Genomic DNA, 21,159 nt, shown 5'->3' with positions numbered 1-21,159 from the left:
CCTACACCCGGCTGTCAAATCGCACCCTCAAAATGCTTACAGCCGGACATGCCACGGTTACCCTCGCGAACCGGCGGTACACCAACGCTCCGGTTCCCCACGCGACAAGAGAGATAGAGAGTACAACGGATGAAAAACCACGCCTGGATTCGCTTTACACCGATCGCCGTTGCCGCGGCCGCCGCCCTGACCGCCTGCGGCGGCGACGACGTGCAACAGCAAGGCCTGTCGACGGTGAAGAACGTCGTCGTGATCTACGCCGAGAACCGCAGCTTCGACAACCTGTACGGCAACTTCCCGGGCGCGAACGGCCTGCAGAATGTGACTGCGGCAAGCGCGCAGCAGAAGGATCGCAACGGCCAGCCGCTCGCGACGCTGCCGAAGGTCTGGGGCGGCCTGACCGCGAAGGGCGTCACGCCGGCCGTGACCGAGGCGATGACGGCCAACCTGCCGAACGCGCCGTTCGCGATCGACGACCCGAACGGTTTCAACACGTCGATGAGCGTGACGACGCGCGACCTGTATCACCGCTTCTACGAGAACCAGATGCAGATCAACGGCGGCAAGAACGACATGTTCGCCGCCTGGGCCGATTCCGGTGGCCTCGTGATGGGCCACTACACGCCCGACGCGACGAAGCTGCCGCTGTGGAAGATCGCGCAGCAGTTCACGCTGGCCGACAACTTCTTCATGGGCGCGTTCGGCGGCTCGTTCCTGAACCACCAGTACCTGATCTGCGCGTGCGCGCCGTTCTACGCGAACGCGGACAAGAGCCCGGCCGCCGGTTCGATCTCGGCCGTCGCCGCCGACGGCAAGTCGCTGCAGCTCGCGACCAACTCGCCGGCTTCCGCGCTCGACGGCATTCCGAAGTTCGTGAACTCGGGCAACCTGACGCCGGACTTCTACGCGATCAACACGATGCAGCCGCCGTACCAGCCGAGCGGCAACAAGGCGGCTTCGGGCGGCGATCCGAACCTCGCCGACCCGTCGGCCGCATCGACGCTGCCGCCGCAATCGCAGCAGAACATCGGCGACCTGATGACCAACGCCGGCGTGTCGTGGGCATGGTACGGCGGTGCGTGGAACCAGGCGCTGCAGGCCGCTCAAAGCGGCACCGCGAACGTGATCTACGGCCCGAACATGACGGCGCCGAACTTCCAGCCGCACCATCAGCCGTTCAACTACTACGCGAACCAGGCACCGGGCAGCACGAGCCGCGCGCAGCACTTGCTCGACGGCGGCACCGACGGCAGCGAGTTCCTCAAGGCGATCGACGCGGGCACGCTGCCGCAGGTCGCGTTCTACAAGCCGCAGGGCAACCTGAACGAACACGCGGGCTACACCGACGTGTCGAGCGGCGACCAGCACATCGCGAACGTGATCGCCCACCTGCAGGCCAGCCCGCAGTGGAAGAACATGGTCGTGGTCGTCACGTACGACGAAAACGGCGGCTTCTGGGATCACGTGTCGCCGCCGAAGGGCGACCGCTGGGGCCCGGGCACGCGGATTCCGGCACTCATCGTGTCGCCGTTCTCGAAGAAGGGCTTCGTCGACCACACGCAGTACGACACCGCGTCGATCCTGCGCTTCATCACGCGCCGCTTCTCGCTGCCGCGCCTCGCGGGCCTGCAACAACGCGACGACGCGCTGAAGGCCAACGGCGGCCAGCCGATGGGCGACCTGACGAACGCGCTCGCACTGTCGCCGAACCTGTAACGGCGCAGCGGCACGGCAATGCACCGGCCGGCGTCATGCCGGCCGCATACGACACAGGGCGGCTTCGGCCGCCCTTTGTCGTTGCGCGCGCAAGCATGCGCGCGCCGCGTCACCCGCCGTGCTTCAGCCCGGCGCCATCGAGCGCGACCGCCAGAATCATCGCGCGTGCATTCGGCGGCGTCGGCCGTCCGCTCGGGCGGAACACGTCGTCGCCGCACGCGATCCGCGCGCCCGACAGCACGCAGAAACCGGCCTGCCTTGCGCGCCCGGGTTTCCAGTGCTGCTCGCCGAAATGCGCACGCCCCGGTTCGACCCAGCGCACGACCAGCAGCTGCGCCGAGCGCTCGAGCACCTGTACGCGCGGGCGAACCGTCGACACGTGCGGCCGGTCGAGCGCCGCCGCCAGGATCATGGCTTTCGGTTCGAACGGCGCCCGCCCGCGCGGGCTGAAGACGGCGTCGCCACAGACGATCTTCTCGCCGGACAGCGCGCACTGGCCCGAGCGCAGCGCGCGCCCGGGTGCCCAGCGCTGCTCCGCGCCGCCCGGCGCAAGCCAGCGCACGATCAGCATCTCGTCCGAATACACGAGCACCTGCACGCGCGCATTCATCCGACACCTCGCATCGGGCAACCCATCGCCGGCGAACGCGCCCCGGCACGCGTGCTACCACCCATACTTCAGCTCGACCCCGACATAGTCGGCGTTATGCCCGCCCGCCTGGCGGATCGCATCGCCGACCTGGAAATGCACGGCCTCGACCGCACCGATCAGGTTCGCGGCGATCGTCCAGTCCGCACGCAGCTGCACGTACATCCCCGTCCACAACCCGCCCTTGCCTGCCGTACCCGGCACCACCGCGTTGCCCTGCTGGTAGACCGCATCGCCAGTCGTCTCGCGCCACTGGAACCCGAGCGCCCCGAGCAGCGACAGGTTCGGCGACGGCTTCAGCGTCACCGACGGCTTCACGTGGATCAGGTTCGAATACCCGGTGAAGCCGGCCAGCGTGAAGTAATAGCCGTTCGGGAACAGCGGATTGAAGGTTTCGACGCGGCCGTCGTGCGGATGCCGGTCGCCCGATGCCGCGTCGAGCTGCAGCGCGATGTGCGGCGACCACGGCGCGTCGAGCCGATAGCCGGCAATCGAGCCGACCGCCCACGCGCGGATCGTGCTGCTGCCGACCGTCCCCGTCTGCAGCATCGTTTCGAGATCCCAGTCGAAACGGCCTTGCGTACCGGAGTAACGCAGGTCCCACACGTCACGGCGCTCCGCGCCGCTCGCATCGAGAAAGCGCGCGTTGCTGCGGTTGTAGCGCGACCAGTAGCCCGACAGGTCGCCGGGCCCCACCGCCTTCCGCTCGAAACGCACACCGCTGAACGTGAGGTCGCGGTTCGACACGTCGTCGAACGTGGACGCGCTGCGGTTCTGCACCGGCTGCGTCGCATACCCGATGAAACGCCACTGCTGGTATTCGTAGTCGGCCCACACCGCATCGAACGCCTGCCGCACGTTCGGGCCGTCGCGTGCGGCAATGAAGCGCTGCAAGTCGAACGCCATCTCCTGCCGGCCGACGCGGAACTTGAACGTGCCGCCGCCGAGCGCGCCCGTATAGGTCGCGAATGCCTGCTCGAGATCGAGCGGGTTCTTGTCGACCGGCGAGATCGTGTTCTTGCCGTACGCGCGGTCATCCTGCAACTGCACGAAGAACTGCCAGTGCTGACCGAGATGCGCATCGGCATGCACTTCGACGCGCTGGATCAGGTACGTGTCCGATTGCCCGGAACCGATGCCGAACAGCGGCGCGTCGACGGTCTCGAGACGCTCGCGCAGGTTCACGCCGAGCGACAGATAGGAGGCCGGATCGTTGCCGAGCGGAATGTACTTGAGGCCGTCGAGCGGTGCGCGCGGCACGCATGGATTCGCGAGCACCGACCAGTCTTCCTGCCAGCGATTGAACAGCACGGTCGGCCGCTTGGCCGTGCACGTCGATGCGGTGCCGTCCGCGGCCGGCGCCGATGCCGGCGAGGTTTCCGCGAACGCGGCGCCGCGCCCGGCGAACAACAAGCCCGCGACGACGGACACGCGCGCGGCACGATCGAAGCGGCGGCCGCGATGCGCCCGTTCCCGTTGAACGCTCATGCGCGCTCCTTCGTGATGGCGCCCGCCGATTGGGCCGCGCACAGCGCGAGCGTCGCCAGCGCGCAAACGGGCGCGAGCAGCGCCAGAAAGCCGATATGGCGAAACCCGAGCGCCCCGCACGCCGCGCCGAGCGCGAACGCGACGATCGCCGGCAGCATCTTCGCGAAACGCGCGCGTGCCGCCGCGCGCACGCTGTCGGCCGTGCCGGCGGACAACATGTCGACGACGTCGAGGATCGCCTGCGTCACGTTGCCGGTCATCACCGTATTCGGCACGCCCGCGCGCGGGATCACGCGCGGATGCGCGTTCTGCACGCCCATCGCGAACGTGCCGACGATGCCGGCCACGAGCGCCGGCAGGCTGTCGGGCTGCGTGACGGGCGTCGCCCACACGCCGGCCGCGCAAAAGCCGAGCAGCAGCACGGCCTGCACCGCATGCAGCGCGCGCGTGCCCTGCCACGCGGGCCGCGCGGACAGCGACCGCGCGATCAGGCTGCTCGCGATCACGCCGCACACGAAGGCGGGAAACACGCTGAGCTTCAGCACGACACCCTGGCCGAAGCCCGCGATGCCCGCGCCGATCAACACGAAGTTGCCGGTCACGTGCGCGGTGAACAGCCCGAACAGCGCGACGAAGCTCAGCGTGTCGACGAAGCCGGCCACCGCGGCAAGGATCGTGTCCTCGTGCTTCATCGCGCCGCGCTCGCGTGGATCTCTGCGACGTAGCCGCCCGGGAACTGCACGAGCGCCGCGTCGCGGCCGTCCGACGTGAACGGCGGCACGAGCACCGTCACGCCCGCGGCCTGCGCCTTCTTCAGCGTCGCGGCGAGATCGGGCACTTCGTAGCCGGTCATCTCGCGGCCGAACGGGTAAGGCAGGTGGCCGTCGGTCACGAGCACGGTCATCTTGCCGAAGCCCGATTCGATGCGGATGCGACGGTAGGTCTCGTTCGGCCGGCCGATCTCGATGCCCGGCGCCTTGAGGGTGTCGGATACCACCTTGCCGTTCGAGAACTTGACGAAATCGTGGACCAGCTTGCGCACGCTTTCCGGCGATACGTACACGCGATTCTCGGGCACCGTCTCCAGCGCATCGTAGTGCGGTGCTTCGGTATGCCAATAGAGTTGCATGTTCAGCCCGCCGGTCCAGCGGATGATCGCGTCGCGGCCGATCGGATCAGGGAACGTGTCGACGATCACGTCCGCACCGTGCGCACGCGCCGTCTTCATCGCGACGTCGAGATCGGTGACGAGGTAGCCGGTGCGCTCCGCGCAGAACGGATACGGGATCGGCGTCTTGAAGCCGAACACCGAGACCGTGCCGACCGGCGTGAGCACGAGCTGCGACATCGTCTGGCTCGGCGTGGGCGTGACCTGGAACACACCCTGCTTCGACTTCTTGCCGCCGAAGGTCGCGACGAAGCTGTCGGTGAAACGGTCGAAATCGTCCGGCGACACGCACACGTGGGTCGTATCGTACTGCGGGCCGACGGCCAGCACCGGCACCGGCGCAGCGACGACCGGCGGCTTCGCGAACACGACCGGCGCGACGGCAAGACCGCCCGCGATCATCGCGGAGAGCAATACGGAACGAAGGGTTTTCATGACAGGGTTTCCTGGTTGTTTCATCGTCATCGAGTAATGCGGCCGTCGCCGGCCAGGTGCTTCGCATCGGCGAGCACGGTCGCGAGCACGAGTGCGGCGATCAGCCCGAGATGCTCGAAAAAGCTGTTGAGCGCCATGAAATGCTCGGCGCCCGTGCGGTTCCAGAAATCGTTCGCGACCGCCATCGCGACCAGCGTCAGCATGCCGAGGCTGCCGGCGCCGAGCCACGTAAAGCGGCCCAGCACGATGCACAGCGAGCCGGCGATCTCGACCGCGATCGCCAGCGCCGCCCATAACGCCGCCGGCTGCAGCCCGAAATGCGCCTGCTCCGCGACCGCGCCGTCGAAGTCCAGCGCCTTCGCGACCCCGCCGATCAGGTACGCGGACACCAATGCCAGACGCGCAAGCGGCAGGACCCACGGCTGCGCGAGCAGCGCGCGAATCCACGCCGGGTTGCCGACACCGCCTCGATCGGTCGGGGCCGCCATGTCAGACCGCCCAGCACGAACAGCCGAACGCGCCCCAGAAGCCCTTCGCGTCCGACGTCGGCAACGTGCGGCCCCATGCGCCCGCATGCGCGTGCCCGTGCACGTTGCATGCGCTCGCGCAGCCGCACATCGCGGCGGCCGCCGCGCGCTGCAGCGGCGCACCGTTGCGCTGCGTCGCACCCCAGCCGCCGTAGCCGCCGTACTCGCGCACGGGCGACCAGTCGGGCATCGCGGGCGGAATCGGCGCATCGTGTGACGCGAACGGCCCCGCGCCCCACACGATGCGGCCGCCGACCACCGTCAGCAACGCCGTCGTATCGACGATATCGTCCTCCGCGCACGTGAAGAAATCGCGATCCGGAACCATCAGGTCGGCGAGCTGGCCCACCGCGATGCGCCCCTTCTTCCCCTCCTCGTTCGAGAACCACGTCACGTACTCGGTCCACATGCGCAGCGCGGTCTCGCGATCGAGCAGGTTGCGCTGCGGATACATCCGCAGGCCGCCGACCGTCTTGCCCGTCACGAGCCACGCGAGCGACACCCACGGGTTGTACGACGCCACCCGCGTCGCGTCGGTGCCGGCCGACACCTTGATTCCCTTGTCGAGCATCTTCGCGACGGGCGGCGTCGCCTCGGCCGCGCGCGCGCCGTAGCGCTCGACGAAATATTCGCCCTGGTACGCCATCCGGTGCTGCACCGCAATACCACCGCCCAGCGCGGCAATCCGATCCATCGATTTTTCGGAAACGGTTTCCGCGTGATCGAAGAACCAGTTCAGACCGGCAAGCGGAATGTCCTTGTTGACCTTTTCGAACACGTCGAGCGCGCGGCTGATCGTTTCATCGTAGGTCGCATGCATGCGCCACGGCCAGCGATTCTGGGCGAGCACGCGCACGACGCCTTCGAGATCGTCCTCCATCTGCGCCGGCAGGTCCGGGCGCGCGACGCGGAAATCCTCGAAATCGGCCGCCGAGAACACCAGCATCTCGCCCGCGCCGTTGTGGCGGAAATAGTCGGTGCCGTCGTGGTACTTGACGCTCTTCGTCCAGTTCACGAAGTCTTCCTTCTCCGCATTCGGCTTCTGCGTGAACAGGTTGTACGCGATCCGCACCGTCATCTCGTTGGCATCGTGCAGCTTGCGGATCACCTCGTAATCGTCGGGATAATTCTGCGAGCCGCCGCCTGCGTCGATCACGCCCGTCACGCCCAGGCGATTGAGTTCGCGCATGAAATGGCGGGTCGAGTTGTACTGGTACTCGAACGGCAGCTTCGGGCCTTTCGCGAGCGTCGCATAAAGGATCGTCGCGTTCGGGTTCGCGAGCAGCAGCCCGGTCGGGTTGCCCGCGTCGTCGCGCAGGATCGTGCCGCCCGGCGGCTCGGGCGTGTCCTTGGTGTAGCCGACCACCCGCAGCGCGGCCGCGTTCAGCAGCGCGCGGTCGTACAGGTGCAGGATGAATACCGGCGTATCGGGTGCGACCGCATTGAGCTCGTCGATCGTCGGCAGGCGCTTCTCGGCGAACTGGTGTTCGGTGAAGCCGCCGACCACGCGCACCCATTGCGGCGCAGGCGTGATCGCGACCTGGTGCTTCAGCATTTCCATCGCGACCGCGAGCGAACGCACGCCATCCCAGCGCAGCTCGAGGTTGTAGTTCAGGCCGCCGCGAATCACGTGCGTGTGGTTGTCGATCAGCCCCGGCAGCACGGTGCGGCAGTCGAGATCGACGACCTTCGTCGCGCGGCCCGCGAGCGGCATGATGTCCGAGTCGGCGCCGACCGCGACGAAGCGGCCGTCCTTGATCGCCACGGCGGTTGCGACGGGGTTCGCACGATCGAGCGTCGTGATGCGCCCGTTGTGCAGGATGAGATCGGGTTGAGTAGCGTTAGCGCTCATGAAGTGTCCTCGATGCGGTCAGAAGCCGAGCCAGTGACGGACCGGCGCGATGGCCTGGGCGCCGATCAGCATGCCGGCCAGGCCGACCAGCGCGATCAGCGGCGGTGCCGGCGAGCGCACCTTGATCACGCTGTACACGACGCCGATCAACACGCCGGCGCCCAACGAAAGTAGATAAGATTCCATAACGATATTTCTCCCGGCCGGATTAGAATCATCGGCATCGCGCGGCCGCCTTCGCGGTGCGCCGCATCCGTTCCGCTTCCCTGCCATTCGTTCCGACCATGCAACACCTTCCTGATCTCGAAGCCTGGGCCATCTTTGCGCGCGTCGCGGAGACCGGTTCGTTCGCGAAAGCCGCCGACCTGCTCGGCGTATCGCAACCGACCGTGTCGAAGGCGATCGCGCGCCTCGAAAAGCGCCTCGGCGCGATGCTGCTGTACCGCACGTCGCGCAAGCTGTCGCTCACGCCGACCGGCGAACTGCTGCGCGACCGCGCGATCCGCCTGCTCGCCGATGCGGACCTGATCGAGAGCGAAGCGTCCGCTCAAGCGCTCGAACCGCACGGCCTCGTGCGCGTGAACGCGCCGATGTCGTTCGGGCTGCGCCATCTGTCGCCGGTGCTGCCCGCGTTTCTCGAACGCTATCCGCGCGTCGACATCGACCTCGTGCTCACCGACCACATCGTCGACATCGTGTCCGGCGGCTTCGACGTCGCGATCCGCATCGCCGAGCTGAGCGATTCGTCGCTGCGCTCGCGCCGGCTCTGCGCGGTACGCCGCCCGCTCGTCGCGTCGCCCTCTTACCTCGACCGGCGCGGCCGCCCGACGCATCCGAGCGACATCGAACAGCACGTGTGCCTCACCTACACGAACCTGCCGACCCCCGAGTACTGGCGCTTCCGCCAACCGGCTTCGGGCGACGAGTTCGGCGTATCCGTGCACGGCCGCATCCGCACCAACAACGCGGACGTGATCCTCCCCGCGCTCGTCGCCGGTCACGGCCTCGCCCTTCAGCCCGAGTTCCTGGTGTGGGACGCGATGCAGCGCGGCGAGCTCGAGGAAGTGATGTCCGACTGGAAGATCGCCGACATCAACGTCAACCTCGTCACGCCGCCCGGCATGCTGCGCGCCGCGCGCGTAACGGTGCTGCTCGACTTCCTCGCGGAACGCTTCGTGCACGCACCGTGGGCGCTGCCCGTCAGCTGAACGCGCGACGGCCCCTGGCAGGCGATCGTCGCGACCATCGCGACGATCGCGGCCGGCGGCCCGTTACTTCGCCGGGACCGCCGCAAGCGACTCGTGCGGCGTCGCAGTGCGTTGCGGTGCCTTGTGGACCATCGTGTACGCGTAGTCGACACCCATCCCGTAGGCGCCCGAGTGCTCGCGCACGACGGCCATCACCGCTTCATACGTATCGCGGCGCGCCCAGTCGCGCTGCCACTCGAGCACGACCTGCTGCCACGTGACGGGCACCGCACCGGCCTGCACCATCCGCTGCATCGCGAAGTCGTGCGCGTCCTTCGACGTGCCGCCCGACGCATCGGCCACCATGTAGATCTCGTATTCGCCTTCGAGCATCGCGCACAGCGCGAACGTCGTATTGCAGACCTCGGTCCACAGGCCCGACACGATCACCTTCTTGCGGCCATTCGCGGCCAGCGCATCGCGCACCTTCTGGTCGTCCCACGAGTTCATCGACGTGCGCTCCAGCAGCGGCTGGTTCGGGAACACGTCGAGCAATTCGGGATACGTGTGGCCGGAGAAACTTTCGGTCTCGACCGTCGTGATCGTGGTCGGGATGTTGAATGCCTTCGCGGCCTTCGCGAGACCGACGACGTTGTTCTTCAGCGTCTGGCGATCGATCGACTGCACGCCGAACGCCATTTGCGGCTGCTGGTCGATGAAGATCAGCTGGCTGTTCTGCGGAGTGAGTACTTCAAGTTTCGGATTGCTCATGGCGCAAGTCGTCCTGTGAACGAAAAAAGGGGGGCCTGCCTCGACCGCGACAGCGGGAGGAGCCTCGGGTGTATCGGTGCCGGATCGTCTTCCGGCTCGAAATATTTAAGCCGCAAACGCGCGGCGCGAACATCCAAGAAACGGAATCGATCCGATTCCGGAATCGGTCCCTGTTCGGGGCGATCCGGCCTTTTTTTCTTCACGCAAACCCGATACGCTTTCAAGACCTTGACGGCGCGCACCGCGCCACTCGTCTGCCATCACGGGGCTCGCCATGAAACCGTATTTCCTGTCGCTATGCGCCGGCATCCTCGCCGGCGTCATCTACGGCGCGCTCGGCGTGAATTCGCCGGCCCCGCCGATCATCGCGCTCACCGGCCTGCTCGGCATGCTGGCCGGCGAACAGATCCTGCCCGTCGTGAAACGGATGTTCGCGGGCCATCGCCTGAACACCGCATGGCGCGATGCACAATGCAGCCAGCACATGTTCGGCGCACTGCCGGGCGGCACCGCGAACGACCGCAAGCCGTCGTGATGGGCCTCGTCGCGCACGGCCGCGCATGACCAACGTCGAGCTGTTTCATTACCTGCTGCTGTTGATTTGCGGTGCGGGCGCGCTCACGTGGCTCGCCGAGCGGATTTCGATTCCGCCGGCCGTCGTGCTGCTGCTCGGCGGCTGTGTGGTCGCGATCGCGGGCAAGCGCGTGCCCGACATGGACCCGGCGCTGCTGCTCGCGGCCGTGCTGCCGCCGCTGCTGATGTCGAGCGGGTTCTACACCGCGTGGAAGGAATTCCGGCAGGAGCTTGCATCGATCGCGTCGCTCGCGCTCGGCGCGGTGGTGTTCACGACCGTCGCGGTCGCGCTCGCCGTGCATGCCGCGAACCCGGCGCTGCCGTGGGCCGCATGCTTCACGCTCGGCGCGATCGTGTCGCCGCCCGACGCGGTCGCCGCGAAGGCGATCCTGCAGCGCCACCCGCTGCCCGCGCGGCTCGTCGCGGTGCTCGAAGGCGAAAGCCTCGTCAACGATGCATCGGGCCTGCTGCTGTACCAGATGGCCGTGTCGGCCGCGCTCGCCGTGTCGATCACGGCCACGAGCGCCACCGGGCTGTTCTTCTCGCTCACGCTGATCGGCATCGCGGTCGGCCTCGCATGCGGCCACGCGATGAGCTGGGTGCTGCCGCGCCTGCGCGATCCGATGCTCGGTATCGTCGTGACCTTCGCGATGGCGTGGGGCAGCTACGGGATCGCCGAAGCCGTCGACGGCTCGGGCGTGCTGTCGGTCGTCACCTGCGGCCTCGTGCTCGGCGTGCGCCAGCATCGCGTGTTCGACGCCGACATGCGGATCAAGGCGAAGGCGACCTGGGAAGCGATCGTGTTCGTGCTCGATGCGCTCGTTTTCATCCTGATCGGTCTCGCGTTGCACGCGATCCTTGCGCGCGTGAACCATGAAGGCGCGGTGCTGATGGCCGGCCTGCGCGTCGCGCTGCCCGCCACCGCCGCCGCGATCGCCGCGCGCATCGTCTGGGTGTTCGTCGCGATGTGGCTGCCGGGTCGCCTGCGCGCACCGCGTGCCGGCCACGCACCGTGGTCGTGGCGCGAGGCCGTCGTGCTCGGCTGGTCCGGCATGCGCGGTGTCGTGAGCCTCGCGGCCGCGATCGCACTGCCCACCAACTTCCCCGGCCGCGACCTGATCCTGTTCAGCACGTTCCTGCTGATCATCGCGACGCTCGTCGTGCAGGGCGGCACGCTCGCGCCGCTGATCCGCGTGCTGAAACTGCGCCCGGCCGCGCGGCACACGATGTCCGAGCATGCGGTGCGCGCGTATGCGTTCGGCGCGGCGCTCGCCGAACTCGACGCGCTCGAACAACGCGGGTCGAGCCTCGAGCGGCCGTCGCTCGACCGCCTGCTCGACGAATACCGGAATCGCGTCACGTTCAACGAACGCGCGCATCGCCACGGCGCCGAGCCGGCCAATGTGCGCTCGCGCATGCTGCGCGTCGAACTCGAGCTCGTCGGCGTGTCGCGCCGCGCGCTGCTCGACCTGCATCGCGACGGCAAGGTCGACGACACCGTGCTGCACCGAATCGAATCGGAACTCGATTTCGAGGAACTGCGGCTGCAACGGCTGCTCGAACCGTAACGCCCGGCCAAGCCGCCGGTCTCCCCCCTTTTCCCATGGAATTGCAATGAGCGAACTGTCCGTCGAAGCGAGCATCGGCTCCGTCGATTACCTCGTCCACTTCAGCGATGGCGTCCACCAGTGGCGCGCCGACGAACCGGCGCCGCTCGGCGGCGGCGATGCCGCGCCGACGCCCGTCGCCCTGCTGCTGTCGAGCCTCGGCGCATGCACCGCGATCACGCTGAAGATGTACGCGCAACGCAAGGGCTGGCCGCTCGCCGAAGTGCACGTGAAGCTCGCACACGAATCCGGCAGCGCGGGCAGCACCATCGTGCGCCGCATCACGCTCGACGGCGACCTGTCCGACGAACAGCGCGAACGCCTGCTGCAGATCGCGAACGCGTGCCCGGTGCACAAGATCCTCACGCATCCGATCACCATCGACACGGCGATCGCCTGACGCGCCCCGCCTCGACCACGAGATCCACCATGTCCGCCTCGATCAAGACCCTGCTCACGCCGCGCGAAAGCGACATCGGCAACCTCGTCGTGCGCCGCGTGCTGCCCGCGCGTGCCGCACGCCTCGTCGGCCCGTTCATCTTCTTCGACGAGATGGGGCCGGCCGTATTGCCGGCCGGCCGCGGCATCGACGTGCTGCCGCATCCGCACATCGGCCTCGCGACCGTCACCTACCTGTTCGACGGCTCGCTGATGCATCACGACAGCCTCGGCTTCCGGCAGAAGATCGTGCCGGGCGACGTGAACTGGATGACGGCCGGTCGCGGCATCGTGCATTCGGAGCGCTCGCCCGACGAAGACCGGCCGCGCGAGCAGCCGGTCCACGGGATCCAGACCTGGGTCGCGCTGCCGGTCGAGCATGAAGACACCGCACCCGCGTTCGTCCACCATCCTGCCGACACGCTGCCGTCGTTCACGCGCGACGGTGCGAGCGTGCGCGTGATCGCGGGCACCGCGTTCGGGCTCACGTCGCCGGTCGCCGTGTTCTCGCCCACGCTGTATGCGTATGCGGAATTCGCGGCAGGCGGCACGCTGGCGCTCGATGCCGAACATGACGAACGCGGCGTGTATCTGGTCGACGGCGACCTGACCGTCGACGGCACGCCGCTCGCCCCCGCGACGATGGCCATGCTCGAACCCGGCGCGACCGTGGCGCTCGCCAGCATGAACGGCGCGCGCGTGATGCTGCTCGGCGGGGCGCACCTGCCGGGCGACCGGTTCATCGAATGGAATTTCGTGTCGAGCGCGCGCGCGAAGATCGACGCGGCCCGCGCGGCGTGGGCCGACCAGACCTTCGGCAAGGTGCCGGGAGAAGAAGACGAGTGGACGCGCCAGCCGGAACGTCGCGCGCAGTAACGCGCCGCCGTCAGGACCCGCCGCGGTAGATCGGAGCCGGCCGCGGCGGCGACTGATCGACAAACACCTGTGCGCCCGGCGGCAGTTCGCGCAGGCAGACATAGGCCACGCCGTCCGGATAGAGGCGCCCGCTCGCGAGATGCTTCCCGTCGCGATCGAAGACATGCACCATCGCTTCGTCGGACACGATCCGATCGGGAACCTTCACGGTCAGATACTAGATGCACTGGCGTTTCCTCGCCTGTGCGGCGCCCGGCGCCGCCAGCGCAAGCGCCACGATCGCGAGCGCGGCCACGTGGGCCGCCCCGGCGCACGGCGTTACTGCCGCTCTCACCGCAACCCCATCAGCTTCGCGAGCGTCGGCCAGCGGTCGAGCGACTCGATGAACGCGCGGCGCGCCTGCTCGTCGACATAACGGTCGGGATCGAGCGCGGGCAGATGCCGCGCGAGGCCGAGCACGTCGTTCGGTTGCGACAGGCGATCGCCGTCGGCGTCGCCCGGCAGAATTACTGTTCGTCGATCCATACGCCATCCGGAGTTTTCACCGAGTAACCGTCGGCCGTCTGCATCGTCACCGTGCCCTCGTTCTCGCCGACCATCCGCGTGCGCGGCAGGTCGGCCGCGTACTGCGCGAGCGTCGCCCCCGGCTTGAACGGGCTGTTCGACACGAGGTTCGACAGCAGTTGCGAGAGCGCGAGGAAGCTGGCCGGCTGATCGATCACGGTCGTCGCGCCGTGGTTGCCGGCAAAACCGACGAGCCGCACGCCGACCGGCCCGTGCACGATCCGTGGCGTCGGGATCTCGCGCAGGCCCGCGACCTGGTTCTTGTCGCCGCGCAACGCGGCGCCGTGCTCGGGCACGAACACGATCACCGCGCGGCGGCCCGATTGCGCGATCAGGTCGGCGAGGCGGTCGAAGTCGTCCATCAGCTTCGTCGCGCGCTGCGGATACGAGTCGATGCTCGTCAGCGAACTGCCGACGATCCGGTTGCCGTCGTGCAGGCTGATCGTGTTGTAGTACAACGCGACCGGGCCCGGCACCGACGCGCGCTGCGCATACCAGTTCGCGAGCGTGGAGTAGTCGTCCTTGATCGCCGAGCCGTCGAACGCGTGCATCGCGACGGGCGCGGCCGCGTTCGAGATCATCGGCGCGTCGGCCACCCCGATGTTGTCGTGGATCACCTGCAGGAAATTGTCGAAGTGACCGTCGTGGTTCAGCAGCGACTGCACCGAGTAACCGGCGCTCGCCAGTTGCGAGAACAGGTAGCACTGCTGCGGCGCAGGCTTGTACAGGTCCGCGTGCGCCTCCTGCCCGCAGCTCGCGCGCAGCACGCGGATCGCCGCCGGGCCGCTGTAGCTCGCGGCCGTGCTGAAGTTCGTGAACAGGTAGTCGAAATGGCTCAGCATCGGATGGTTGCGCACCTTCGCGGCATCGAGGTCGTCCCACGACAGCGAGCAGATATGCAGCACGATCACGTCGAACTGCGCGGCCGGATCGTTGCCGAGATGGCCGAACGCGACCTGCCGCTGCGATTCCTGGGTGCGGAACGTCGCGAGTGCGGCGTTGTGATCCTCGGGCAGGCCGGCGAGCGTCGAGCCGGCCGCGTTCGCCTGCTGCGGAAGCGGTGCGACGACGCGCGCCATCAGCCCGCTGCCGGCCTGCCACAGCGGCATCACGATCAGCACGGCCAGCACGAAGGTCGCGACGCGCAGCCAGCGGTTGACGATGAAGTAGACGATCAGCGCGCCGGCCACCGTCAGCAGCAGCACCGGCGGCAACAGGCGCGGCAGCAGCTCCATCCAGTAGTCGAGGCGGAACGTGCTCACTTCGCGCGCGGCCTCGGCGAGACGGGCGAGCGGCGGTGCATGCATCTCGCGGGCGAGCAGCGGCACCGCGATCGCGATCGCGACGAGCTGCCGGACGATGCGCCACGCACGCCGCCGGATCGGTGCGCTCGCCGCGAGCGCCACCGCGAACGCGAGGTTCGCGAGCCAGAACGGCTGCAGGTGCCCGGTCGCGAACAGCGCGAACTTCAGGATGAAATACAGATTCCAGAACGTCATCTAACCCACTCCATGATGAGCGCCGCGTCAGTCGCGCGCCCGATCGAGTTTCGGCGCCAGCATGGCCAGCAGGCCGCGCGCCGCACCCTTCCACATCCGTACGTTGCCGTCCAGGCCGATACGCAGCACTTCCTTCAGCCCGCCGAGCGGCGTATCGAGGCGCTCGCCTTCGTGCCAGTCGAGCCACGCATCCGCGCGGCCGAACGTGCATTGCACGAGCTGGCGTTCCTGTTCGAGCGTGAGTTCATCGAAGCTCACGCCGACATGGGTCGGCGTCACGCGGCTCACGCGCACCGGGAACGGGAACGACCGGTCGCCGCGCGTCACGCACACCGTCAGCGTGTCGCCGACGGCAAGCGAGAGCCCCGGCACCGCTTCGAGGCCGAGACCGCCGGTCGAGTAGTCGCTCGTGAAGCACGCGGCCGTCGAGCCGTCGGCGAGCAGCAGCATGGCCGGCACGCGCATCGCGATCCGGTGCGTGACGCGCACCTGCTTGGTCTCGCGCGCCACGGCCAGCGCCGCGCCGAGCATCGCGAGGTTGTACACGGTCCAGCCGAGCGTGATCAGGATCGTCGACGCCTCGTCGCCCTGGTCGATCACCAGCCGCCACAGGCCGGCGACGATCGCGAGCACGTTGAGCCCGAACAGCACCAGATACGGCTTCGACGTCGACCAGTCGACGTAGCCTTCGTCGATCTTGCCGCCCTTGTCGGTCACGTTGAACTTGCCGTGCTTCGGGCTGAAGAATGCGACGGTGGTCGGCAGCGCGATGTACCACGCGAGCACCGATTCGTAGACCTCGGCCCAGAACGAATGGCGGTAGCGCCCCTGCATCCGCGAGTTCGCGACGTTGGCGAGCACCAGATACGGGATCACGTAGCTCGCGAGCGCAAGCGCCGACGCGTTGATGAAGTACAGGTGGAAGAACAGGTACGCGAGCGGGATCGTCAGGAACACCAGCCGCGGAATCCCGTAGAAGAAGTGCAGCATCGCGTTGCCGTAGCAGATCCGCTGGATGAAGCCGAGCCCGCGCCCGAGGAACGGGTTGTCGATGCGGAAGATCTGCGCCATCCCGCGCGCCCAGCGCGTGCGCTGCTTCACGTGGCCCGCGAGGCTTTCGGTCGCGAGGCCGGCCGCCTGCACGGTCGGCAGGTACGCCGACGTATAGCCGCGCCGGTGCAGCTTGAGCGCCGTGTGCGCATCCTCGGTCACGGTCTCGACCGCCACGCCACCCACCTCCTCCAGCGCGCTGCGCTTGAGCACCGCGCACGAGCCGCAGAAGAACGTCGCGTTCCACAGGTCGTTGCCCGATTGCACGAGCCCGTAGAACAGGTTGCCCTCGTTCGGGATCTCGCGGAACGTGCCGAGGTTGCGCTCGAACGGATCCGGCGAGAAGAAATGGTGCGGCGTCTGCACCAGCGCGCACTTCGGGTCGCGCAGGAACACGCCCATCGTCGTCTGCAGGAACGAGCGCGTCGGCACGTGATCGCAGTCGAAGATCGCGATGTATTCGCCGTGCGTCTTCGGCAGCGCGCGGTTGATGTTGCCGGCCTTCGCGTGGCGGTTGTCGTCGCGCGTCACGTAGTCGATGCCGGCCTCGCGTGCGAACGCCTCGAATTCGGGGCGCTTGCCGTCGTCCAGCAGGTACACGCGCAGCTTCGCGCTCGGCCAGTCGATGCTCTGCGCGGCGAATACCGTCGGCTTCACGACCGACAGCGGCTCGTTGTAGGTCGGGATGTAGACGTCGACGGTCGGCCAGGTGTCGGGATCGTCGGGCAGCGGCACGATCGGCCGGTCGAGCGGCCACGCGGTCTGCACGAAACCGAGCAGCAGGATCATCCACGTATAGGCTTCGGCGCCGTACAGCAGGTAGCCGGCAACGGCCTCGACCGGGCTGCGGAAATCGAGCGTCTGCGTGGTGCGCCACCACACGTAGCGCACGGTCGCGAGCAGCGCGAGCGATGCGAGCGCGAGCGTCGGCAGATGGCCTGGCAAGCGGCGCAGCGTGAGCGCCAGCACCGCGACGATCGCGAAGAACGCGAACTGCGCGCCGGGCATCAGCGGCGACATCCCGGCCGCGGCCCACAGCAGTGCGCCGGCCACCAGCAGCAGCGGCGCGAGCCAGCGGCGCCGGCCGACACCGTGCGCGCGCGCATCGAGCCAGCCGCCCCAGCGGACCCACGGCAGGCGCTCGAGTAGCGCGTTGATGCGCCGGCCGACCGCGCGCCCGGCCACGTAGACGGGCACGACATACTGGTCGAACCATGCGAGCGGATCGCGCGCGGGCCGGCTATCGGCCGCGCGCGGCGCACGCACGATCGCGCGCCACAGCCATTCGCGCAGGCTGAGCGGCTGCAGCACGCCCCACTGTTGCGCGAGCCGCAGGGTCGCGACGCGCACCCAGCGGCGCACGTAATCGGGCCGGCCCGGCGGCGGCTCGTGGAAGAACAATCGCACGAGCCAGTCGACCAGCGTGCGCTCGGCCGGCAGCCCGATGCCGCGTGCGCACCAGTCGGCCGCACGGCGGCCGAGCGTGCGCAGTCGCGGCGCGAACGCGGCCTTCATCGCGCCGCTCCGGTGCGGCCGGCGGTGACCGCCGCCAGCCACGCATGAACCCAGTTCGCCACGCCGTTCAGGTCGTGCGACGCCTGCGAATACGGCGCATCGTCGAAGATCCAGCTCCCGCGCGCGAGCGCTTCGGGCATGGCCGCATCGACGTGGATGCGCTGCTCGAGCATCGACGCCGGCCCCGCGACCGCGCGCAGCATCGCGAGCGCATCGCGCTGCATGTCGCGCGCCGGATTCAGCCGGTTCACGACGATCTGCAGTTCGCCGCCGCCGGCGCGCAGCGCACCGAGCCGCGCAGCCGTCGTCGCGCAGGCGGTCGGCTCGGGCGGCACGACGACGAGCGTCAGGTCTGCGCGGCGAATCGCCTGCTCGGCCTGCGTCGACGGATAGCGTGCGGTGTCGATCAGCACGACGCCGTCGGCCGGCAACGCGATCTCGTCGAGCGCGCGCGACAGCCATGCCGGGTCGGCCGCGAGCCGCGCATCGCACGCGGCGGCGCCGGCCGCGTCGACCTGCCCGTACGGCACGAACAGCACGCCGTCGGCGCTGCGCCATGTATGCGCATGCCACGGCTCGGCGCCGCCGAGCACGCTCTGCGCGAGGCCGTGCTCGGCCAGCGTGTCGAGGCCGAGCGTCGCGCCCATCAGGTTCTGCGCGTCGAATTCGACGGCGACGACCGGCCGGCCGCGGCGCGCGAGCAGCACCGCGAGCGCGGCCGTGAGCGTCGTGCGGCCCGCGCCGCCCGTCGTCGACGTAATGGCGATCGTCTTCATCGGGCCGCCTCACCACCGCGTTCGCCGCGCTCGGCATCGGGCAGCAGCCGCCCGCGCAGCGCGACCGGCACGAGTTCGCAGGGCACCGCGTCGCGCCGGTCGATCCCGCGCGGCGCATGAAAGCCGCGACCGATGCCGAGGTGCTGGGCGACGATCCACACCGGCACCGCGATCGCGATGCCGACGATGAAACCGAGGACGAGTTCGGCGATCATACGACCCCCTGCTTGCGCAGCGGCATCTCGCTGCGGATGGCACCGCGTTTGCGCGCGGCGGGAATGACGGGTTCCGGCGGCGACGCGTCGACGGCCGCGACCGACGGCGTCGCACCGATCGCCTCGAGCGCGACGATCGTATCGATCGTATCGATCGCGTCGCTCACCTCGCCCGCGTCGGGCAACGCGTCGCCCGGAGCGGCGTGCGCCGGCGGTGTGCGCGGCGTGGCCGCGAACAAATCGCTGTAGTCGGCGATCGGCGCGCGCCGGTTCTCGGCCTTCAGCGCATTGAGCTCAATGTCGATGCTGCCGTGGCCGAGGCACACGACGCGGTCGGACAGCGTGTCGACCGGCACGTCGAAGATGCGCGCGAGCGCGTCTTCCGCGTCGACCGGTTCGCACGCGAACAGGAACACGTACAGGTGCGCGGCATCGGCCGTCACGACGTCGCCGGCGCGGCGCGGCCGACAATGCCGCAGCGCGTCGACATGTGACACGCCCGGCAGCAGCGCGATCTTCGCGAGCGTGTGCGGCAGCGCGAGCACGGCGCCGCGATCGAGCACCGCGCGAATCCGCAGGCAGAACGCGCCGACCGGCAGGTAGCCGAGCACCGAATCGCCGAGCGCGGCCGCGAGCGCCGCACGATAGTCGGCCGCCACGGGCCGCGCATAGAGCTGGCCGCGCAGCGCGTGCACGGCAGCCTGCATCCGCGACACCGGCAGGTCACGCGCGACGACGCGGCTCGCGCCGACGCTCAGCACGAGCATCTCGAACTGCTGGCGCAGCACTTCGCCGCGCTCGACGACCGCGATCTTCAGCGCCCCGCCGCATTGCCGGCGCAGCGCGTGCACGTCCGCGCACAGCGCTTCGAGCTGCGCATGCGAGTGGAACACGAGCACCGCGGTCGCGGCCTGGGCATGCGCGCAGGCCGCGACGACGGCCGCGTTGTCTTCGACGATTTCCCAGCCCTCGGGCACGCGGGTCGTGCCGTCGAGCACCGCGCGGCTGGCGACGACGCGATCCTCGTCGCTCGCGAGCTTCATCCGGCGCGCGGGCTCGGTTGCGCCGCCGTCGACGCTCGCCGACAGCCGGCCGCCCGGCGCAAAGCGCAGCGACCGTACCTCGCCGGCCGCGAGCGTGTCGCCCGCACGCCAGAAATCGACGATCCACAGCAGCTCGCCGTGCGTGCGCTGCAACTGCGCGACGCCCGAGCAGATACCGTGAAAGCCGCTGCGCGGCGTGCGATCCGCATCGCGCACGAGCGGAGCATCGTCGGTGCGTGGTTCTTCGCCTGCATGGTCCGCCTCGGGATCGAGCAGCAGCACGAGCGCGATCCGCCGCGTGCGGCACCAGTCGGCGAGTGCGTGCGCCTCGTCGGCGAGCGCGATCGGGTCGTCCCAGTTGAACCAGCGCTGCGCGCCCTCGACGAAATACAGCGAGCGCGCGCGAAAGCCGTAACGCTTCAGCGCGCGCAGGCCGCCGGTCAGCCGTGCGAACGGGCCCGGTGCCGCGCGACGCGGTGCGTCGGCCGCTGCGCCGGCACCGTCGCCGCGGGCCGGCTCGGCCGCCGGCGGCATCGCCAGCACGTTCAGGTTGCGCGGCCAGCCGACCGGCTGCGCGCCGCCCGCGAAGCCGCGCGCCTGCATCTGTCCGGCGACATGCGCCGCCTCGCGCGCGAGCACGACCGTCACGTCGCGCGTGCGCGCCTGTCGCGCACTCTCCCACACGAGCGCGTCGCAGGCCGGCGTGCCGCCGGCCGCGTAGATCGCATACAGGCCACCGGCTTCCAGTTGCGTCCAGGCATCGGGCAAGCCGTCGATCGCGAGCCGGCTCACCGTGCCGGCGCGACCGCCGGCCGGCCCCGTGCCCAGCAGCACACGCAGGCGGCCCAGCAGGCCGGCGGCGCCGAGCGCAGGACGGGTGGCATCGAATTCCGTATTCACGACGGTCCCCTAGGGTCTGTTTCCATATGGAACGCACATGCGTTGCCACGAGAACGGCCGCTCGCGAGGCGCGTGACGCCGCGAATACTGACGTATTCGCAAGGAGCGCAACGCGGCCAGCGGCCGTTCTCGTGGCAACCCCTAATTAAAAAGTCCATTCCACGGGAATGCCCGAAATCGCCCGCATGGCGGCGTCGCTCGTCGCTTGTTTGGCTCGGCCAAACGGCGCTCCTCACTTCTTGCCCTACGCCCCGGAGGAAGTCCCCTTGGGGGACGAGCGATTTCGGGCATTCGCATGTGCGTTCCATAT

General features: G+C 68.9%; 21 protein-coding genes. 6 read left to right on the top strand and 15 right to left on the bottom strand.

Annotated elements, in window-relative coordinates:
• The first annotated feature begins 129 nt into the window (after window positions 1-129).
• On the top strand, window positions 130-1,716 hold the full coding sequence (locus ACN8ZM_RS07345) for an acid phosphatase (RefSeq protein WP_043182454.1): 1,587 nt from the start codon (window positions 130-132) through the stop codon (window positions 1,714-1,716).
• A gap of 109 nt (window positions 1,717-1,825) precedes the next feature.
• Here ACN8ZM_RS07345 and ACN8ZM_RS07340 read toward each other — a convergent pair whose 3' ends face one another.
• From ACN8ZM_RS07340 to ACN8ZM_RS07310, 7 genes are read right to left on the bottom strand one after another with little or no spacing between them, the layout of a single operon-like run.
• A complete protein-coding gene (locus ACN8ZM_RS07340; RefSeq protein ID WP_080741555.1) occupies window positions 1,826-2,326 on the bottom strand; it encodes a DUF3331 domain-containing protein in 501 nt (166 codons plus the stop codon).
• 54 nt (window positions 2,327-2,380) lie between these two features.
• Window positions 2,381-3,853, bottom strand: a complete 1,473-nt coding sequence (locus ACN8ZM_RS07335; RefSeq protein ID WP_420210880.1) for an alginate export family protein — start codon at window positions 3,851-3,853, stop codon at window positions 2,381-2,383.
• Window positions 3,850-4,545, bottom strand: coding sequence for a YoaK family protein (locus tag ACN8ZM_RS07330; RefSeq protein ID WP_089450313.1), 696 nt, complete (start codon window positions 4,543-4,545; stop codon window positions 3,850-3,852). Before ACN8ZM_RS07330 ends, ACN8ZM_RS07335 begins: the two co-directional genes overlap by 4 nt.
• Complete coding sequence (locus tag ACN8ZM_RS07325; RefSeq protein WP_043182448.1) at window positions 4,542-5,456, bottom strand: VOC family protein; 915 nt, start codon at window positions 5,454-5,456, stop codon at window positions 4,542-4,544. The genes ACN8ZM_RS07330 and ACN8ZM_RS07325 overlap by 4 nt, the downstream gene beginning before the upstream one ends.
• A gap of 26 nt (window positions 5,457-5,482) precedes the next feature.
• Complete coding sequence (locus ACN8ZM_RS07320) at window positions 5,483-5,944, bottom strand: DoxX family protein (RefSeq protein ID WP_089450312.1); 462 nt, start codon at window positions 5,942-5,944, stop codon at window positions 5,483-5,485.
• Between the two features lies 1 nt (window position 5,945).
• Window positions 5,946-7,835 (bottom strand): amidohydrolase, encoded by a 1,890-nt coding sequence (locus ACN8ZM_RS07315; RefSeq protein ID WP_420210879.1) that lies wholly within the window; start codon window positions 7,833-7,835, stop codon window positions 5,946-5,948.
• 18 nt (window positions 7,836-7,853) lie between these two features.
• The gene (locus ACN8ZM_RS07310) at window positions 7,854-8,021 is read right to left on the bottom strand and encodes a DUF1427 family protein (RefSeq protein WP_043182444.1); all 168 of its coding nucleotides are present in this window, start codon (window positions 8,019-8,021) and stop codon (window positions 7,854-7,856) included.
• Between the two features lie 98 nt (window positions 8,022-8,119).
• On the opposite strand from ACN8ZM_RS07310, the gene ACN8ZM_RS07305 reads away from it, so the two are divergent.
• A complete protein-coding gene (locus tag ACN8ZM_RS07305) occupies window positions 8,120-9,043 on the top strand; it encodes a LysR family transcriptional regulator (RefSeq protein WP_043182443.1) in 924 nt (307 codons plus the stop codon).
• Between the two features lie 63 nt (window positions 9,044-9,106).
• Here the strand turns inward: ACN8ZM_RS07305 and ACN8ZM_RS07300 are convergent, their stop codons facing one another.
• The gene (locus ACN8ZM_RS07300; protein ID WP_043182441.1) at window positions 9,107-9,793 is read right to left on the bottom strand and encodes a hydrolase; all 687 of its coding nucleotides are present in this window, start codon (window positions 9,791-9,793) and stop codon (window positions 9,107-9,109) included.
• Between the two features lie 274 nt (window positions 9,794-10,067).
• On the opposite strand from ACN8ZM_RS07300, the gene ACN8ZM_RS07295 reads away from it, so the two are divergent.
• The 4 genes from ACN8ZM_RS07295 to ACN8ZM_RS07280 are packed head-to-tail and all read left to right on the top strand — an operon-like array spanning window position 10,068 to window position 13,287.
• A complete protein-coding gene (locus ACN8ZM_RS07295) occupies window positions 10,068-10,328 on the top strand; it encodes a XapX domain-containing protein (protein ID WP_420210878.1) in 261 nt (86 codons plus the stop codon).
• A gap of 25 nt (window positions 10,329-10,353) precedes the next feature.
• Window positions 10,354-11,934: a cation:proton antiporter gene (locus ACN8ZM_RS07290; RefSeq protein ID WP_089450310.1), complete on the top strand. Its 1,581-nt coding sequence runs from the start codon at window positions 10,354-10,356 to the stop codon at window positions 11,932-11,934.
• Window positions 11,935-11,980: 46 nt separating this feature from the next.
• Window positions 11,981-12,373 (top strand): OsmC family protein, encoded by a 393-nt coding sequence (locus ACN8ZM_RS07285; protein WP_043182438.1) that lies wholly within the window; start codon window positions 11,981-11,983, stop codon window positions 12,371-12,373.
• A gap of 29 nt (window positions 12,374-12,402) precedes the next feature.
• Window positions 12,403-13,287 (top strand): pirin family protein, encoded by an 885-nt coding sequence (locus ACN8ZM_RS07280; RefSeq protein WP_420210877.1) that lies wholly within the window; start codon window positions 12,403-12,405, stop codon window positions 13,285-13,287.
• A 10-nt stretch (window positions 13,288-13,297) separates the two neighbouring features.
• On the opposite strand, the gene ACN8ZM_RS07275 is transcribed toward ACN8ZM_RS07280, so the two are convergent.
• From ACN8ZM_RS07275 to bcsE, 7 genes are all read right to left on the bottom strand, one after another.
• Window positions 13,298-13,474: a hypothetical protein gene (locus ACN8ZM_RS07275; RefSeq protein ID WP_420210876.1), complete on the bottom strand. Its 177-nt coding sequence runs from the start codon at window positions 13,472-13,474 to the stop codon at window positions 13,298-13,300.
• 143 nt (window positions 13,475-13,617) lie between these two features.
• On the bottom strand, window positions 13,618-13,812 hold the full coding sequence (locus tag ACN8ZM_RS07270; RefSeq protein ID WP_043182435.1) for a hypothetical protein: 195 nt from the start codon (window positions 13,810-13,812) through the stop codon (window positions 13,618-13,620).
• Window positions 13,794-15,350 (bottom strand): cellulose biosynthesis protein BcsG, encoded by a 1,557-nt coding sequence (gene bcsG, locus ACN8ZM_RS07265; protein WP_420210875.1) that lies wholly within the window; start codon window positions 15,348-15,350, stop codon window positions 13,794-13,796. The genes ACN8ZM_RS07270 and bcsG overlap by 19 nt, the downstream gene beginning before the upstream one ends.
• 27 nt (window positions 15,351-15,377) lie before the next feature.
• Window positions 15,378-17,915, bottom strand: coding sequence for a UDP-forming cellulose synthase catalytic subunit (gene bcsA, locus ACN8ZM_RS07260; RefSeq protein WP_043182431.1), 2,538 nt, complete (start codon window positions 17,913-17,915; stop codon window positions 15,378-15,380).
• Entirely contained in the window at window positions 17,912-18,691 is a 780-nt protein-coding gene (gene bcsQ, locus ACN8ZM_RS07255) for a cellulose biosynthesis protein BcsQ (protein WP_043182429.1), read from the bottom strand. The genes bcsA and bcsQ overlap by 4 nt, the downstream gene beginning before the upstream one ends.
• Entirely contained in the window at window positions 18,688-18,906 is a 219-nt protein-coding gene (locus ACN8ZM_RS07250) for a hypothetical protein (protein ID WP_043182427.1), read from the bottom strand. The genes bcsQ and ACN8ZM_RS07250 overlap by 4 nt, the downstream gene beginning before the upstream one ends.
• The gene (bcsE, locus tag ACN8ZM_RS07245; RefSeq protein ID WP_420210874.1) at window positions 18,903-20,849 is read right to left on the bottom strand and encodes a cellulose biosynthesis protein BcsE; all 1,947 of its coding nucleotides are present in this window, start codon (window positions 20,847-20,849) and stop codon (window positions 18,903-18,905) included. The genes ACN8ZM_RS07250 and bcsE overlap by 4 nt, the downstream gene beginning before the upstream one ends.
• Between the last annotated feature and the right edge of the window lie 310 nt (window positions 20,850-21,159).

It is taken from the genome of Burkholderia aenigmatica, assembly GCF_048627025.1.
In the GTDB taxonomy this organism is placed as follows: Bacteria; Pseudomonadota; Gammaproteobacteria; order Burkholderiales; family Burkholderiaceae; genus Burkholderia; species Burkholderia aenigmatica.
The sequence above is the reverse complement of the archived record's forward strand: the minus strand, read 5'-3'. Positions and strand labels throughout refer to the sequence as shown.